Origin of the sequence: Nannocystis bainbridge (assembly GCF_028368995.1) — a bacterium.
Lineage (GTDB): Bacteria > Myxococcota_A > Polyangia > Nannocystales > Nannocystaceae > Nannocystis > Nannocystis bainbridge.
In genome coordinates this window covers 2533177-2550660 of record NZ_JAQNDL010000003.1, presented here as the reverse complement: position 1 = coordinate 2550660, position 17484 = coordinate 2533177, and the positions used below count along the sequence as shown (strand labels likewise).

General features: G+C 70.0%; 11 protein-coding genes. 2 read left to right on the top strand and 9 right to left on the bottom strand.

Features of this window, described 5'->3' with window-relative positions; all coding sequences use genetic code 11:
* Positions 1-121: 121 nt before the first annotated feature.
* Positions 122-595 carry a hypothetical protein gene (locus POL25_RS35330; protein ID WP_272090764.1) on the bottom strand — a complete coding sequence of 158 codons (474 nt, stop codon included), beginning with the start codon at positions 593-595 and terminating at the stop codon, positions 122-124.
* A 192-nt stretch (positions 596-787) separates the two neighbouring features.
* Here POL25_RS35330 and POL25_RS35325 point away from each other — a divergent pair, with 192 nt between their 5' ends.
* Together POL25_RS35325 and POL25_RS35320 are read left to right on the top strand one after the other, a co-directional pair.
* Complete coding sequence (locus POL25_RS35325) at positions 788-2326, top strand: alkaline phosphatase PhoX (protein ID WP_272090763.1); 1539 nt, start codon at positions 788-790, stop codon at positions 2324-2326.
* A 107-nt stretch (positions 2327-2433) separates the two neighbouring features.
* Positions 2434-3762 carry a hypothetical protein gene (locus POL25_RS35320; protein ID WP_272090762.1) on the top strand — a complete coding sequence of 443 codons (1329 nt, stop codon included), beginning with the start codon at positions 2434-2436 and terminating at the stop codon, positions 3760-3762.
* 88 nt (positions 3763-3850) lie between these two features.
* On the opposite strand, the gene POL25_RS35315 is transcribed toward POL25_RS35320, so the two are convergent.
* The 8 genes from POL25_RS35315 to POL25_RS35280 form a co-directional block, all read right to left on the bottom strand.
* Positions 3851-6532: a DUF4215 domain-containing protein gene (locus POL25_RS35315; RefSeq protein ID WP_272090761.1), complete on the bottom strand. Its 2682-nt coding sequence runs from the start codon at positions 6530-6532 to the stop codon at positions 3851-3853.
* Positions 6533-6639: 107 nt separating this feature from the next.
* Positions 6640-8847 (bottom strand): M28 family peptidase, encoded by a 2208-nt coding sequence (locus POL25_RS35310; RefSeq protein ID WP_272090760.1) that lies wholly within the window; start codon positions 8845-8847, stop codon positions 6640-6642.
* Between the two features lie 182 nt (positions 8848-9029).
* Positions 9030-9524, bottom strand: coding sequence for an RNA-binding regulator (rbp, locus tag POL25_RS35305; RefSeq protein WP_272090759.1), 495 nt, complete (start codon positions 9522-9524; stop codon positions 9030-9032).
* 323 nt (positions 9525-9847) lie between these two features.
* Entirely contained in the window at positions 9848-11449 is a 1602-nt protein-coding gene (locus tag POL25_RS35300; protein ID WP_272090758.1) for an FAD-binding oxidoreductase, read from the bottom strand.
* Between the two features lie 77 nt (positions 11450-11526).
* Positions 11527-12267, bottom strand: coding sequence for an alpha/beta hydrolase-fold protein (locus POL25_RS35295; RefSeq protein WP_272090757.1), 741 nt, complete (start codon positions 12265-12267; stop codon positions 11527-11529).
* 130 nt (positions 12268-12397) lie between these two features.
* Positions 12398-13504: a hypothetical protein gene (locus tag POL25_RS35290; protein ID WP_272090756.1), complete on the bottom strand. Its 1107-nt coding sequence runs from the start codon at positions 13502-13504 to the stop codon at positions 12398-12400.
* A 162-nt stretch (positions 13505-13666) separates the two neighbouring features.
* Positions 13667-14494, bottom strand: a complete 828-nt coding sequence (locus POL25_RS35285; RefSeq protein ID WP_272090755.1) for a hypothetical protein — start codon at positions 14492-14494, stop codon at positions 13667-13669.
* Between the two features lie 222 nt (positions 14495-14716).
* Entirely contained in the window at positions 14717-17035 is a 2319-nt protein-coding gene (locus POL25_RS35280) for a DUF4215 domain-containing protein (RefSeq protein ID WP_272090754.1), read from the bottom strand.
* Positions 17036-17484 lie beyond the last annotated feature (449 nt).

The following is a 17484-nucleotide window of genomic DNA, read 5'->3' as shown; positions in this document are numbered from 1 at the left end:
GCGTGGTTCGGTGAGCGGAGAGGGCCAGTCGAGGATGTGGAAGAGAGAGGCGGAGGGGCTGGCTGAGGTGCCGGATAGGATGTCCGAAGAGACAGGTTGTAAGAGCGAGCTGGCCGCTCGTTCAGGGGGTGAGGGGCGCGAGCGGCGGGGACATGGCGGCCTCGCGGGCGGTGAAGGCCTCGGCGAGGGCGGTGGCGGCGGCGAGGGTCGCGGATGGGGTAGGGCTGTCCGAAGGGTCAGGTCGGGCGAGGTACAGCGCCAGGTGAGCGGTGCGGGCCAGCGGGCGCGGGCCGTCGGGCACGAGGCGGGTGACGGCGAGCTCGAGGTCGGGGAGGCCGGCGGCGCGCAGGGTGAAGATCACCGAGCCGCCGCGCGGCGGAGTGACATGTACGATGGACCATGTCCCGAGCGACATGCCCGGAGCGACAGGTCCGAAGAAGGCCCACAGGGCGGTCTCCTCGGCGGCGGTGCCGTGGCTGGCGGGCTGGGGCGCGCCCGCGCAGGCCGACGCGCGCGAGAGGATGCAGACGCCGAGGGTGAGGCCGGCGTAGGCGAGCAGCGTGCCGAGGAGGCTGGTGCGGCCGAGAGGCGGCAAACGGGCGCGACTATAGCACCGCCCGCACGAGGCGGGGGGCGGCGCCGGATGTCGCAAGGGACAGGTGGCGAAGCCGGCCGACGAGGCTGTCGCAAAGGTCAGGTATGGGAGCGAGCCCGGCCGCGGCGGCGGTGATGATCGTCACGGTGCCGGGCTTGAAGAGGGGGCTGGAGCTGGCGATCATGGGCGTGCATGAAGTTCGGCAGGCGGGGGCTGTTGCGCGGCGGGGCGGCGATCGCGGGCTCGGCGGCGCTGCCATTCACGTTCACCTATCACCGCATCGCCCGGGCTGCGAAATACGGCGACCTGGTGTCCGACCCGGACGGCATCCTCGATCTGCCGCCCGGCTTCTCCTATAAAATTTTGACTCGGTTGTTCGATCCGCTGAGTGACGGCTATCGCTCTCCTGGGCTCCCCGACGCCATGGGTGCGTTCCCCGGGCCGGACGGCACCATCATCCTCATGCGCAACCATGAGCTCGGCGTGCTCGACATCTTGCACACGCCGCTCTACCCCGAGCAGCCGGTGCCGCCGGAGGCTTACAACCCGGGGGCGTCGGGCGGGGTCACGCGGCTCGTGATCGACAACGACACGCTCGAGCTGAAGTCGAGCAACCTGGTGTTGTTCGGCACCCTGCGTAATTGTGCCGGTGGCATGAGCCCGTGGGGTTGGCTGTCGTGCGAGGAGACCGTCGACGGCAAGCACGGCTACACCTACCTGTGCTCGACGGAGGCGACGAGCGTGCAGCCGCCGCGACAGATCGCCGGTTATGGGCGGTACAGGCACGAGGCCGCCTGCATCGATCCGCGCACGTTCGTCGCCTACCTCACCGAAGATCGCGGCGACAGCTGCCTCTATCGGTTCGTGCCGGACGACAAGGCCGACCCGTTCACCGGCAAGCTGCAGGCGCTGCGAGCGGTCGAGGTCGATCGATTCGCGACGACGGACATGGAGGTCGGCCAGGTGGTGGCGATCGCGTGGGTCGATGTCGACGAGCCGACGCCGAACGACGACAGCGTGCGGGCCAAGGCGCAGGCGAAGGGCGCGGCGGTGGTCAAGCGCGGCGAGGGCATCGTCTACTGGCAGGGCGCGGTCTATGTGTGCTCGACGAACGGGGGGCCGGTCGGCGGCGGTCAGATCTTCAAACTGGTCGACGGGCCCGACGGGGGGACGCTCGAGCTGGTGGCGCGCTCGGAGGACCTCGAGGTGCTCGACCATCCGGACAACATCACCGTCGCGCCGTGGGGCGAGCTGTTCATGGCGGAGGACGGCAACGGCGACAACTACGTGCGTGGGCTCGACGCCAAGGGGCATGTGTTCGACTTTGCCCGCAATGCCAAGAGTGACAGCGAATTCGCCGGGGTGTGTTTTTCGCCCGACGGCAAGACGATGTTCGTCAACCTCATGTTCGACCACCTGACGGTGGCGATCCGCGGGCCGTTCCCCGAGTTCGAGCCGCTGCCGGAGACGACCGGCGGGGAGACGGAGTCGGGCGGCAGCTCGGACACCGGGGCGGCGCCGACGAGCGGGGCGGTGAGCACGACGGGCGTGAGCACGACGGCCGCGAGCACCGACGCGGAGGCGACCGACTCGGGCGGCGGGGGGGTGCTGGACGACGACGGCGGATGCGGCTGCACGGCGGACGGGGGGTCGGGGGCCGGGGCGTTGCTCGCGGCCGCGGGGGCGCTGGCGCTGCGGCGACGGGGCGAGGATCCCGGTTCGGAGAGCTGACCTCGCGGGCTGTTCAAAGGGGCTGCGAGTTTCAGGGCTTGAAGGTGTCGCGATCGTGCGACGAGGACGTTGACGGCGCCCGGAATTACGCACTCTACTGGAGCTCGATGCGTATCTCTGTCTCGGTCCGGATGGTCGCCGTTTGCATCGCCGGGGCGCATTGCGCCGGCGAGGAAGTCGCGCAACAGAGCACCACGGGCTCTGAAATTCTCACGACGAGCTCGAGCGCGTCGAGCACCTCGGGGACCTCGGAAGCTCTCACGAGTGAGGCGGGGTGGACGGAGTCGACGACGAGCAACGACATGCCGTCGACAGAGGGGCCCGAGCCGAGCACGGGCGAGCAAGAGCAGCCCTCCTACGAGGGCGAGCATGTCGTGGTGATCGCCGACGAGGGGCTCGAACTGTGCGGCGGGACGATGCAGCACATGGACAGCTTCATCTCGCAAGCTTCCATGCGCTTCGGGGTCCAGGCGCCGGTCGGAGATGACCGCATTCGATACACCTGGGTGAAGGATTCGGAGACGCTGAAAGAGCACTGCAGCATTCCCGACGTGTCGGGGTGTGCGCAGGGCGGCGGCAGGTCGGCATCCACGATGGCGCCGCTGAACCATGAACTGATTCACAATATCACCTACAGGATCAAGGACAGGCACCCGCGACCGTTCTTCACCGAGGGAGCTGCCGTTGCCTTCGAAGGCTATGATGGTCGACTGTTCCGTGAGGATGCCAAACACGATATCGAGATCTTCGATCTGTTGGAGCTGTCTCACAGCGAATTGGCCGGCTTCTCCGGAGCCTATCCCGTCGTGGGACAGTTCGCCGGGTACCTCATCGGGCGGCATGGCATCGACGATTTTATTCGCCTGTACTCGGAGGTCGCGGCAGATGCGACGATCGAGCAGATCGATCAAAACTTTCACGACGGCTTGGGCGTGTCCCTGGCTGAGAGCGTCGCTGAGTTTCAGGATCTGACAAATCCATGGAGCGATTGTAATTTCGACGCGTTGCTGAGCGAGTGCAACGCGCCGGCGATCCCGTGGAACGGTGAATACTTCGAGATGGAGTCCGAGATCGACTGCTCGCGTGCCGACACGATCGGCCCCTACGACGGGCGCATGAGCGTCGAGTTCACCTTCGACATCTATGAGACGAGCTTCTACGAGCTGCGTCTGGCGGGTGACGAGCAGCTCGCCACGTTCGTGCCGGACATACACGTGAAGTTCGATCAACCCAACACCGCCGTGTCGATCTTCCCGTGTGGTGCTTGCTCGACCGGCTTCATGGAGACGCAGAAGGGCGGGACTCCGCGGTGGACCACGCTGCGTCCCGGGCGGCACTCGCTTCGGCTCCTCGCGCCGGTGAACGAACCCGGGACCGTCGCGTTTGGGTTCAAGCGCCTCCCCGAAGCGCCGGGGGATGTGATCAAGGAGCCTTAAAGCCGCGCGGCCACCTTCAGGCGGCCGAGCGATCGTTCTCTGGTTCGGGGCGTGTAATCGCTGCACGCCCCGAAGCGGGTTTTGCGGCTCAGCGCATGCCGGCGTAGAACTTGATCGCGCCGCCTTCGGGGCGCGTCAGCTCGCAGGTGCCGGCCGACTCCGGGGTGGCAGCCCACGTGCCGAGCGGGACCTTGACGTCGTAGCCGGCGTCGGCGTCGTTGTCGACCCCGGAATAGCTGTAGAGGTAGTGGAAATCGCAGCAGCCGTTGAGCATGAAGGCGCTGGCGGTCTCGTTGGTGAAGCCCTGGGTGGTCGCCTTGTTCGAGCAGTTGATCTGGCCGTCAGGGGTCGAGGTGATGCCGAAGTCGCCGCCCTTGAGGATCTTGGCGGGGAGGTTGGCCCAGCCCATGAAGGCGTTGGCGGTCGCGCCGTTGTTGGCGGTGATGACCACCGAGCCCTTCCACGAGGCGTCGGGCTGGATGAGTGCGGGGGTGAAGGCCGGCTTGTTGACGCGCAGCCAGGTGCCGTTGTTGCGGACGAAGATCGTCTCGGTCGAGATCAGGCTGAGGCCGGCCTTCTTGAGCTGGTTGATGCTGTAGTGCTGGAAGTTCAGCGGGTTGCCGTTCAGGTTCTCGGTGTTGGTGACGAGGGTACGCTCACCGTCGGCGCCGCTGATGCCGTGGAACACGGTCCAGCCGCCGCCGTCGGTGTCCATGTCGCACCACACCTCGAACGGCGGGGCGCCGAGGAGGCCCGGGTCGATGATGTACTTGCCGCTCGGCAGGGCCGGGTTGCCGGTGTGGAGCTGCTTGCACGACTGCGCCGGCGCGCACACGCCGAGGGCGCAGTTGCCGGTGGTGCAGTCGCCGGGGCTGACGCAGGTGTCGCCGACCGGGCACTTGGCGCAGGTGCCACCGCCGCAGTCGACGTCGGACTCGGCGCCGCTCTTGATGCCGTCGTCGCAGGCGGGCGGCTTGCAAAGGTGCGTGCAGGTGTCGCTGTCGATGTCGTTGCCGTCGTCGCACTGCTCGTTGCCGGCCCACACGTGGCCGTCGCCGCAGGTCGGGTCGTTGCAGCTATTGAGGCAGTCGTCGGTCTCGATCTGGTTGCCGTCGTCGCACTGCTCGTTGCCGGCCCACACGTGGCTGTCGCCGCAGCTAGCGCCCTTGCAGGTGTCGAGGCAGGCGTCGGTGTTCGACATGTTGCTGTCGTCGCACTCCTCCATGTTGGAGGGCTGGACGAAGCCGTCGCCGCAGTCGGGCAGGTTGCAGGCGAGGGTGCACTGGCCGACGTTGTCGTTGGCGTCGCCGAGGTCGCACTGCTCGCTGCCCTGCTCGAAGCCGTCGCCGCAGGTGGCGAACTTGCAGACGTTGGTGCAGTCGTCGTTGTTGCTCGCGTTGCCGTCGTCGCAGGCCTCGCCGGGGCCGACGTCGGCGTCGCCGCAGAAGTTGGCGGAGCAGTCGGCCTTGCAGGCCTGGCCGGGGCCGTTGTTGGCGCCGTCGTCACACTGCTCGACGTTGGCGTGGATCAGGCCGTCGCCGCAGGCGGCCGCGAGGCAGGCGAGGGTGCAGGCGCCGGTGTCGTTGTTGCCCGCGCCGAGGTCGCACTGCTCGCCGAGGCTCGGCTGCTCGAAGCCGTCGCCGCAGTCGGGGAAGGCGCAGTTGTCGGTGCAGCCGTCGTCGGGCTCGCCGTTGGCCCCGTCGTCGCACTCCTCGCCGAAATCGAGGACTTCGTTGCCGCACTCCTCGAGCCCGCAGATGGCGTTGCAGCCGTCGCCGTTGTCGAGGTTGCCGTCGTCGCAGGCCTCTTCGGGGCCCTGGTCGCCGTCGCCGCAGACGTTGAAGTGACACTCGGCGTTGCAGGCCTTGCCCGGGCCGTTCTCGGCCCCGAGGTCGCACTCCTCGGTGCCGCTGCCGCTGCTCCACACGTGGCCGTCGCCGCACAGGGCGTCCTTGCAGGTGGTGGTGCAGTCGCCGTCGTCGGCGTTGGCGTTGCCGTCGTCGCACTGCTCGCCGACGCCCTCCTGGACGAAGCCGTCGCTGCAGGCGGCGTTGGTGCAGGTGTCGGTGCAGAGGTCGGTGTTGTCGTCGTTGCCGTCGTCGCACTCCTCGGTGGCCGCGACGATCGCGTCGCCGCAGGTCGGCAGGGCGCAGGCGTTGGTACAGTCGTCGCCGTCGACGTCGTTGCCGTCGTCGCAGCCCTCGCCGGGACCGACGGCCCCGTCGCCGCAGACGTTGTCGGTACAGTCGGCCTTGCAGCTGTTCATGTCGCCGTTGCCGGCGCCGTCGTCACACTCCTCGCCGGGGCCGACGTCGCCGTCGCCGCAGGCGTTGCTCTGACAGTCGGCGTTGCAGGCCTTGCCGGGGCCGTTGTCGCGGCCGTCGTCGCAGGCCTCGCCCTCCTCGACGATGCCGTTGCCGCACTCGGCGACCGGACCGGTAGTGGCGGTGGTGTCGGTGTCGGTCTCGCCGTCGGTGGTCGTGGTGGTGGTGTCGGTGGTGCCCGGCCCGGTGGTGAGCGTCGTCGTCTCGGTGGTGTCGGTGGAGGTCGTGGTCGACGTCGGGTTGGTGGTGGTCGGCAGCGACGTGGTGGGGACGCCGGTGGTCGGGTCAGGACCGGTGGTCGGGACGCCCGTGGTAGTCGGCTGCGTCGTCGCGCTGTCGGTCATCGTGTCGGTATTCGCAGTGTCGGTCGTGACGGCGGTCGAGTCGGCACAAGCCGCCAACCACGCGCAAGTCGTCAAACCAAAGATCAATCTCAAGCTCTTCATGTCTTCCAAGCCTCCAGCGCGGCGACGCTACCATGGGCGCTCGACGGCCAGCAAGCGCGCGCTCCAGAGCGCAGGGCGACCTTCCGCGGGCGAAAGGTCGCAGCGAATCATTGCGCGGTGGGCGGTGTGAAGCTGCGACGCGCGGCGATCCAGTCACCCCATTGATAGGGCACGGCCCACTCGGGGCGCGCGTGCTTCGGGGCGTCGGGCGCGAGCCCGGGGGCGATGTCGACGAGGGTCCACGCGGCGGCGGTGGTGATGTCTGCGACGACCTCGACGCCCTCGGCCGCGGAGCCGAACACGGTGACGATGCGGGTGTCCGAAGGGCCAGGTCGAAGCCGCGACGGCTCGAGGACGCGACCGCCGACGCGGAGGGTGGCGACGGCGCCGGCGGGGATGACGAGCATGGAGCCGAGCGCGCCGGGGCGAGCCCGCAAGGTCATGACGAGGCGGCCCGGCAGATCGCTCGCGGCCGGAGCCCGCGGTTCGAGGCGAGGGCCGTCGTCGCTCAGCAGGGTCGCGGGGGCCGCGGGCACGGGGCGGCTCGACCACGGCAGCAGCGGGCGCGGCTGGTCCCACGCGAGGGCGTCGGCGAGCGGGCCGGGCACGCCGGCCGGGGCGTCGACGACGTGCCAGGCGCGGCCGAGGTCGAGGTCGGTGAGGTGGACGAGGTTGGCCTTGCTCGGGTGGTCGAAGTCGTGGCGCGGGGCGAGGGCGGCGGCGCCGACGGCGAGGAGGGCGACCAGCGCGAAAGACCATGTCCATAGGGACAGGGTCTTTTCACCAGGTTCTTCGGGACATGTGGGGAGCAGGGCGGTGACGAGCCAGCCGACGGTCGCGCCGACGAGCACGGGGTCGAGGCCGAGGGCTTCGACGAGGGCCGGGCCGAGCGGGGCCCACACGGCGACGGCGAGCAGGGCGGCGGCGATCGGGGCGAGGCGAGAGGCAGGGGCGATCGCGGCGAGCACGGCGGGCGCGAGCAGGAGGATCGCGGCGCCGGGGACCTGGGTGGCGACGACGAGGGCGAGCACGGTCCACAGCAGCCAGGTGACGAGCGACTGGGCGAGCGGGCCGGCGCGGCGGATCAGCGGGCGGGCGGCGGCGAGGCTGGCAGCGACGGCGGCGGCGGCGAGGCCGAGCAGCGCGAGCGAGGTGGAGGCGCGCCAGGGGCCGAGCGGGTTGGTGAGAGCCTCGGCGGCGCGCAGCAGGCCGGTCGCGGCGACGGCGGCCGCGAGCACGGCGACGAACGGGGCGGCGAGGGCCAGCAGGACGGCGCGCGGGGTCAGCTCGCGGCGGCGGCGAAACGCGGTGAGGAGCAGGGCGAGCAGGGCGGCGGCGGCCAGCGGGACGTCGACCCATGCGGGCCAGCGCAGCAAGAAGAGGCCGAGCAGGTCGACGTAGTGGGCGTTGTGGGGCGAGGGCGGCGGCAGCTCGGCGGCCAGCAGGTTGCGCGCGGTGGCGAGGACGGCGTCGCCTTGCTGCTGCACGCTGCCGAGGTCGAGGTGGTCGAGGTCGTCGCGCGGGGTGTGGTAGCGCAGCACGCCGCCGATGAACGCGAAGTTCATGCCCTGAAGGCCGTGTTGCTTGACGACCGTGAGATCGGTGTCGTTGGGCAGGCGGCGGTAGATCTCGTAGGACAGTGAGAGGGCGCTGGCGCCGGCGCCGGCGAACGCGGCGATCAGGGCGCTGTTGCCGTCGCTGGTCTCGAACATGCTGGCGGCGCCGGTGGTGCCGCGGGCCTCGAGGTTGAGGACGACGCCGATCTCGCTGGCGCGGGGGTGCTCGGCGAAGGCCCGCATGCCGAGCAGGCCGGCCTCCTCGCCGTCGGTGAACACCGCCACCAGCGGCGGATGGCGCGGGAGCGGGAGCAAGATCCGCAGCAGCTCCAGCGTCGTCGCCACCCCGTGCCCGTCATCCGCTGCGCCCGGGCCGGCGCCGACCGAGTCGTAGTGCGAGGTGATCGCCAGGGCCGGGCCGGCGACCTGTCCCGGGAGCCAGGCGATCACATTGGTCACCGGGGCGCAGGTGCCGGCGTCGCTGCAGGCGAAGCTGCGCTGCTCCTCGGGCTCGAGGCCGAGGGCGCGCAGGCGGGCGACCAGGCGGGCGCGCACGGCGTCGTTGGCGGCGGAGCCGACCGGGTGCGGGCGCTGGTCGCCGAGCAGGTGCGCGAGCTCGTCGCGGGCGCGGGTGGCCGAGAACTGGTCGGACGGGGCGTCCGGGCCGGCGGGCGCGGGCGGGCCGGCGCCGACCAGGGCGAGGGCCGCGACGCCGAGGCTGGCCGCGAGGACGACGTGACGGAGGCGGCGGGGAGACACGCGTTAGGCGCAGAATACCGCAGGTATCGGGGCGTCCGGGCGCGGGTCGCGGGGGAGATCGCTCCTGGCCGGTCCGGGCGAGAAAATCAGGGCGCTCGAGCGCGAAACGCGAGCGAGGAGCTGGGCTCCTGCTCGCGTCTCGAGGGGTCGTCGTCCTGTGTGTCGAGGACGGACGGGGCTGGCTACCAGCGACCGCCGCCGCCGCCACCGCCGCGACCGCCACGGTCGCCGCCACGGCCACCGCCGCCGCCACGACCGCCACCGCCGCCGCCGCCGAAGCCACCGCGACCGCCACCGCCGCCGCCGCCGCCGAAGCCACCACCGCCGCCGCCGAAGCCGCCGCCGCCGCCGCGACTACCACCACCGCCGCCGCCGCCGAACGGACGGCTACCGCCGCCACCGCCGCCGCCGCCGCCACCCGGGCGATCGCGGCGCTCTTCGGCCTCGTTCACGCGGAGCGGGCGGCCGTCGAGCATCTGGCCGTTGAGGCTTTCGGTGGCGCGCTTGGCAGCCTCGTCGTCGGCCATCGCCACGAAGGCGAAGCCACGCGAACGACCGGTCTCACGGTCGAGGACGAGGCGGATCTCGGCGATCTCACCGAAATCTGCGAAAACTTGCTGGAGGTCCTCCTCGGTGGTCTGGAAGGACAGGTTACCTACGAACAGTCGGTTGCTCATGTGCGTCGTCTCGTGCGTGCGGCTCCTGGGCGCCTCGCGTCCCGTGTTCACACCCCGACCGCCGTGAGAACCGCTTCACGAGGTCAGCGTCGCCAGACAAGGGCCGATACAAACTCAGGGACGAGCGTGCAAATGAGCCGAGTGCCAGAAACGTTTGTGCGCGCGTGAAATACCACGAGGTTTGCGGGCGCGCAACGAAGCGTCGGACCGGGCTCGTGAGTTCCGCGCCGAACGGCGGTCGCGGTGCCGCCGGCCGCCGTCCAGGGCCTTCCGGGCGCCCGGCCGGGCGGCTCCGGACGGCGAGGCGGTGCCCAGGCCGCCGGTCAGTCGGCGAGGGTGGTGTCCAGGTCGCGCTCCTCGTCCAGGACGGCCAGGACGTCGACTTCGGGCTTGATCTTGTCGTACAGGTCGGGAAAAGCGGCCGAGGCGCCGTAGCGTTCGCGGACCTGGCGGTACAGCCGGAGATCGAACATGGCCTCGAACTCGTCGCGGGTCATGAAGGTGTCGGCGTACAGGAACGGAAACCCGCGCACGCTGGCGGTGAACGCCTCCATGGCCCGCATCGCGTGCACGGTCTTGAACGGTAGGCCGCGCTGGATCGGCCCGGGCACGCCGTAGACCCCGAGGTCGAAGTACATGGCGTGGTCGGTGCCCGGCACGATGTCCTCGGGGAACGGCCGCGGCAGCTGACCGCCGGCCTCGCCGTGGTCGTACACCCGCGACGGGTACAGCAAGATCGGGAACATCTCGAACTTCTCGGCCACGAGGTCGACCGCCCGCTTCATCGCGCTCATCGGCAGCACGATGTCCTGGAACACCTGCATGGTGAAGGTCATCTTGCGCACCGCAGGGGTGGTCGAGAACTTCAAGAAGGCGATCCGCGGCGGCATCAACCATCCGAGCAAGGCGCGGAACAGCGGGTGGTTGCCCTCCGGGATCATGTGCGCGACGACCCAGAAGATGCTGCGGTTGTGGCGGAGGATGTAGTCCTGCAGCGGGATGTACTCGTCGCCGCCGCGCTCGGCGAAGGTCTCGACGTGCTTGTAGAACCACGGCTTGTACCAGCGGCCGACGTGGTTGATCTTGGCCCGCTCGCCAGGATCGGTCGGCTCGTCGGCGAAGTCGCCGCACATGATGACGGCGCGGTCCTTGGCGTAGACGGTGGCCTCGAGGAAGTGCGGGGCGTCCTCGGCGGTGGCGAGGCGGTACATCTCGTCGCAGTAGCCCTGCTGCGAGTGGACCGGGACGTAGCGCATGTGCACGTACTTCTTGATCGGGACGACGGCGAGCTCGATGCCGACGAGGAGCCCGAGCGTGCCGTGCGACCAACCCATGGCGCGGAACAGGTCGGGGTGGCTGTCCTTCGTGACGCGCACGAGGTTGCCGTCGGCGAGCACGACCTCGTAGGCGACGACGGTCTCGAACAACATGCCGACCTTGTGCGAGTGGGTGGTCATGCCGGCCGCGAGCGCGAGGCCGCCGATGGTGGCGTCGGCGATCTCGAGGTGGACGGCGAGCATGTAGCCGCGCTGGGCCAGGTAGCGCATGGCCTGGCCGACGGTGACGAACGGCTCGACGCGGACGGTGCGGGCCTGCTCGTCGAGGCCGAGCACGTCGCGCAGGGCACCCATGCGCACCTTGTGCCAGGTGTGCTTGGGCTCGAACCGGGTCGAGAGGTTCATCCACGTGCGCCGGTCGGTGCACATCGGCTTGCGCTCGCCCGCCGGCTGGCTGGCCCAGCGCCGCACCTGCTCCTGGATGTCCCGGACCTTCTCGTCGTGGCGCTCGGGGGCGGCGCCGAGCGCCTCGTAGGCGCGAGCGCGCAGGCGCAGGACGGCGTCGAAGACGAAGCCGACCGGCAGGCCGACGCCGACCAGCAGCAGCGAGCGGTACTTGGTGAGGAGGTCGACGAGCTTCTGGCGCATGGGTGTTCCCGAGGAGCAGGTGCGAAAGGACAGGTCCGAAGGAGCATGTCCGATGGGACATGCCCGAAGGATCAGGCTCAGCCGAGCAGGCGCGGCAGGTGGACGGCGACCTGGCGCTGCCACCAGTCCCATTCGTGGCGCGACTCGCGGCCCCAGATGTCGGTGACGCTGGGGATGTCCTTCTCGCGCAGCAGCTGGCCGAGGGCGATGGTCTCCTCGATGCAGCCCTCCTCGTAGGCCCCGCGGCCGCACACGAGGGTGAGGTGGGTGTTGCGGCGCAGGCGCTCGAGGTGCTCGCCGCGCAGGCCGGGGACGAAGGCGAGCGGGTTGTTGAAGTAGAGCTCGGCGTCGTTGTGCTTGCCGGTCAGCTCGGTGGTCAGGTAGCGGCCGCTCATGCACAGCACCTGGCGGAAGGTCTCGGGGTACTTGAGCGCGAACAGGGCGGCGTAGGTGCCGCCGAGGCTGCAGCCGACGGCGGTCATCGGCGCGGTCGGCCAGTTGCAGTCCTCGCGGATGAACGGCACGAGGGTGTCGAGGATGAAGGACTCGTAGGCGCGGTGCTTCTCCATGCGCGCGGCGATCGAGCTCTCCTTGTCAGTCCACACCTGGGAGACGTTGCTCTCGGGGCAGTAGAACTTGACCTTGCCGGCGCGCACGAGCGGGCCGAGGACCTCGAACATGCCGTGGCGATCCCACTCGTGGGCGAAGCCGGCGGCCGAGGGGAAGACGATGACGGGCGGGCCGAAATGGCCATAACACCACAGGTGAACCTTGCGCCCCATGGCGGGGCTCTCGAGCATCAAGTGACGGCTGTGCATGCGTGCGGGCCCATGATGCCGGGGCTCGTCCGCGGCGCGCAAGGGCGGGTCGCCGGGGCGCCCGGACGGGCCGATGGGGGCGGGTCCGCGAGCGATCGCCGCGGGCGGGGCCGGGTGGCCGCGGCGGGACCTAACCGGCGGGGCAGGTCTCGGCGAGGCTGCTGCGCGTGACCGCCGGGTCGCCGGCGGCGAGCACGAAGATGCCGGGGAAACCCGCGGTCTCGAAGCCGTCGCTGGGATTTCCGCACAGCCGCGAGTCGGTCAGCTCGAGCCGGCCGCTGCGGTCGTTGCTGACGAAGAAGATCGCGCCGCCGCCCTCGTTGGCGTGGTTGTCGCGCACCTCGGTGCCGCACAGGGAGAGGGTGAAGGTGTTGCCGTCGTTGTAGATCGCGCCGCCGCTGCCGCCGCCCGGGGTGCCGGTCTCGGCCGGGTTGGCGCCGTCGCCGATGGCCCGGTTGTGCGAAAACCAGCTGTTGATGACGCTGTACGACACGCCGATGCTCGAGAGGGCGCCGCCGTTGGAGCACGCGTTGCCGAGCTCGGGGGCGCCGCCGAAGGTGCTGTTGACGATGTAGACCGGGCGGTCCTCGTGCTGGTCGAACACCCGGATCGCGCCGCCGCCGACGTCGGGCCCGGTGTCGGCGCAGACGTTGTTGAAGAAGCGAGTGTTGACGGCGCGGAAGCGGCCGCCGCGGACGAAGATGGCGCCGCCGCCGTCCTCCTCGGCCCTGGCGTCGCCGTCGACGAAGGTGAGGTTCTGGACGACGAGGCGCGGGTGGTCCTGGTCGTCACAGTGATCGGTGGTCCAGCGCTGGGCCTCGTCGCAGGTGTTCTGATAGAGGATCCGCCGCGCGCCGCCGCCCGAGAGGGTGACCTTGCCGCCGCCATCGATGACGATCTCGGGGCCGGTGTCGTTGAAGATCCGGGCGGTGCGGTCGAGCACGATGACGACCGGGTCGGAGCCGCAGTCGAAGGTGATGACGCCGCCCTGCTCGACCGCGGCGATGAAGGCGTCGCTCGTGCAACTGGCGGCGGTGCCGTCGCCGACGATGCGATCGGGGTCGCGGGTGTCGAAGGGCCGGGCCTCGTCAGGGATGACGCAGGCGCCGTCGAGGTTGCCCGCGGGCGGGCCGTCGTCCGGGTCGGTGAGCGGGTTGTCGACGGGACCGCCGTCGCCGCCGCCGCAGGACAGGAGCAGCAGCAAGGCCGAGGCGAGGCGCGCGGACAGGCGTGGCATGGCCGCCATCGTAACGCCGGGGCGGCGAGGCGCGGGCGCGTATCAGCGCGCGTGGAGGCGTTCGCGGGCGCGAGGGCGTGACCTGAAGCGTGGGTCCGCGAGGCCGCGGTGAGCTCGCGGCGCGAATCATGAGAGTCGCTTTTGATTGGCGACGGCGCGCGATCAGGTCCGCCGCACGTGCTGCCAGTGCAGCGCGGTGGCGAGCAGCCAGGCGCAGGCGAATGTCCACAGCAGGCCCTGCTCGAGGAGGATCGAGCCGGCCCGCGGCAGCGCGCTCTCGGCGGCGGCGGCGGCGACGAAGGCGAGCGCGCGGGCGATCCCGGCGACGCCGGCGGCGCCCCAGATCCACGCCCAGGTGCCACCCAGCTGCAAGGCGGCGCCGGCGAGGGCGATGCAATAACCACCGACGACGGCGCCGACACCAGCGGCGAGCAGGCGGAAGGTGATGATGCCGGTGTCGCCCGACGAGAGATCGACGTCCACCTGCAATGCATAGACCGCGATCGGCAGCGGGATGACGAATAGCAGGACCAGGAGGTCGCGCGGCCGCGGGCGAATGCCGATGCCGCTGCGCCGCAGACCGCCGAGGGTGCGGACGACGCCGAGCAGCAGGGCGAGGTCGGCGGCGATGTAGAAATAGCGGCCACCGTAGAAGAAGGCGTCGGCGAGCGCGGGGCGCTTGAGGATGACCGCAGGGACCGCCGAGAGGTACATCAGCCCGAGGCGGAGCTCGGCGGCGACGCGCAGGGCGAGGCCGAGGCAGATCGCCGTGCTGGCGCCGCGGGTCGGATCGTCATGAGGAAGGGCGCGCCGCCCGGCCATCGCGGTGACGAGCGCGAGCACCTCGACGACGACGGTGGCGATGAAGAGGGCCAGCCGCACGTGGGCGGGCTCGACGTCGCGGAGGAAATCGATCGCGGCGAGCAGCGCCGCGGCGAGCCAGATCACGAGGATCGGCGCACGGATCGCGGCGAGTCGAGGCGAGAGCACTGGCCCGAGGGTGCGCCCGGGTCTGCAGCCGGGTCAAGCTGCGGCCGGGCGCGCGAGGTCGCGCGAGGTTTTCGCCGGACAAATGTCGTCAGCGGACGACCAGGTAATTGCGGGGACAAGGTTCGCCGCGACTGCGGACATTCGTCGGCTCGTGGCGGTCGAGTGTCACGGCTCGATCGAGGCCGCGCCACCCCTGGAGCGGGGCGGCGCGGCGACCCACGCTCAGCAGTCGTTGGTCGAGCAGACCACCCAGCCGGTGTACATGACCGAGGCGTTGGCGTCGTTCCAGCCGCCCTCGATGCCGCAGCCCTCGTTCCACTTGTAGATGCGATAATTGACGCTGTTGTCGCCGTTGGGCTCGAACGAGGGCGGCGCCATGCACGAGACGTTGCCCTGGGCGTTGTCGGTCATCCAGAACGTGCACGGCTGGCCCTGGCAGCGGCCGGTCCAGTTGGTGATGGCCTGGGCGCCGTTGTTCTTGGGGAACACGTTGTAGAGGTTGGGCACGACGCCGCCGTTCCAGCCGACGATCGCGGTGGCGTGGACCTTTGTCCGCGGGACGATGACCTCCATGCCGACGGCGGCGCACTTGTTGGTGTAGGCGTCCTGGTGGCTGCCGAGCGCGTTATCGTTGAAGCGGACCATGGTGTAGCCGCAGGCGCCGGCGTCCATGTCGCAATGGACGACGAGCGGCTGGACCGCGCCGCCGGCGTCCGGATCGATGGTGTAGTCGCCGTCGCCGAGCGCGGGGTTGGCCTGCTTGAGCTCCTTGCAGCTCTTGGTCAATGCGCAGACGTTGTTGATGCAGGCCTGCTGGGCGCAGTCGCTGTTGTTCTGGCACGAGCCGCCGAGGCCGCACTTGCCACACGAGCCGCCGCAGTCGACGTCGCTCTCGCTGCCGTTCTTGACGCCGTCGCTGCAGGTCGGCAGCAGACACTGATTGTTGCAGAAATCGTTGTTGTTGGCGTTGCCGTCGTCGCACTGCTCCACGCCCTGATGGACGATGGCGTCGCCGCAGCTGGCGGACTTGCAGGTGTTGAGGCAGGCGTCGTTGTCGGACAGGTTGCCGTCGTCGCACTGCTCGCCCTTGCCGGGCTGGACGAAGGTGTCGCCGCAGATCGGGTTCTTGCAGGCGAGGGTGCAGACGCCGGTGTTGCTGTTGCCGATGCCGGCGTCACACTGCTCGCCGGGCTGCTTGAAGCCGTCGCCGCAGGTGGCGAGCTTGCAGACGTTGGTGCAGGCGTCGTCGTTGCTCTGGTTGCCGTCGTCGCAGGCCTCGCTGGGGCTCTTGTCGCCGTCGCCGCAGATGTTGGTCTTGCACATGGCGTTGCACGGCTTGCCGGGGCCGTTGTTGACGCCGTCGTCGCACTGCTCGACGTTGGCCTGGACGAAACTGTCGCCGCAGGTGGCGAGCTTGCAAGCGACGGTGCAGGCGCCGCTGTCGCTGTTGCTGCCGCCGAAGTCGCACTGCTCGCCCTCGTTGGGCTGATGGATGCCGTCGCCGCAGGCGGGGAGCTCGCAGCTGTCGGTGCAGCCGTCGTCGTCATCGCCGTTCTGCCCGTCGTCGCAGTCCTCGCCCGGATCGAGGGTGCCGTTGCCGCACTCCTCGAGCTTGCAAGTGGCCGAGCAGCCGTCGCCCGGATCGAGGTCGCCGTCGTCGCAGGCCTCGCCGGGGCCCTGGTCGCCGTCGCCGCAGGTGTTGAATTGACACCCGGCGTTGCAGGCCTTGCCTGCCCCGTTGTCGACGCCGTCGTCGCACTCCTCGATGCCGTCGCCGGTGTTGTAGAGGGCCCCGTCGCCGCAGACGTTGAGCTTGCAGCTGGTGGTGCAGGCGGCGTTGTCGGCGTTGGCGTTGCCGTCGTCGCACTGTTCGCCGACGCTGTCCTGGACGTGACCGTCGCTGCAGGTGGCGTCGGTGCAGGTGTCGGTGCAATCGTCGCTGTTGTCGGCGTTGCCGTCGTCACACTGCTCGGTCGGGGCGACGATACCGTCGCCGCAGCTGGCGAGCGCGCAGGAATTGGTACAGTCGTCGCTATCGTCTTCGTTGCCGTCGTCGCAGCCCTCGCCCGGCCCGACGGCCCCGTCGCCGCAGACGTTGTCGGTGCAGTCGGCCTTGCAGCTATTGGTGTCCATGTTGTCGGCGCCGTCGTCACACTCCTCGCCGGGGCCCTGATCGCCGTCGCCGCAAGTGTTGGCCTGACACTGCATGTTGCACGGCTTGCCAGCGCCGTTGTCGGGGCCGTCGTCGCAGGCTTCGCCCGGGTCGAGCTGGCCGTCGCCGCAGACGGGGTCGGGCTCGCCGGTGGTGCTGTCGGTCTCGCCGGTGGTGGTGGTCGTCGTGGTCGAAGGACCGTCGGTGGTCGGATCGACGGTGCCGCTCATGCCGATCGTCGTCGTCGTCGTCGGCGTGCCGGTGGTCGGGATGACGCCGGTCGAGGCCGGGGCGGTCGTACCGGTCTGGACCTCGCTGGTAGTCGAGCCGTCGGTCGCACCCGCGGTGGCCGTCGGATCGCCCTGACCGCAAGCGGTCACTATCCACATGGTCGAAAGGACAGATGCACAATGATGGCTGATTCGGATGATGGATCGCTTCATGACTCCTCCACGCCGGCGCCAGGCCGCGAAAAGAACTGTCGCCCAGAAACCCCTCTTCAATAACAGAGTGTGGTCTCGGGGCACCAGCAGACGTGCGCCGGCGTCGAATCGCGCGGCGCAGTTGCGCACGCCAAAAGTTACGAAAGGGCCGCCTCTCTGCCAGTCGGGGCCCGACGAGGCGAGGGGGCGCGGGGGGACCGTCCGGATGGGTGCGCGACGGAAGATCGTACGGCGGCGGGTCCGCCGGCCCGGCTCCGACCTTGCGGATGGACCTGTCTTTGCGGACATGTAGTTCGATCGGTTACGTCGGCGCTGCGGCGCGGGACAGGTCGGCGGCGCGCTGCGGATTCGCAGGACATGTCCTGTCCTTCAGGACATGTTAAAAGCGACGAGGA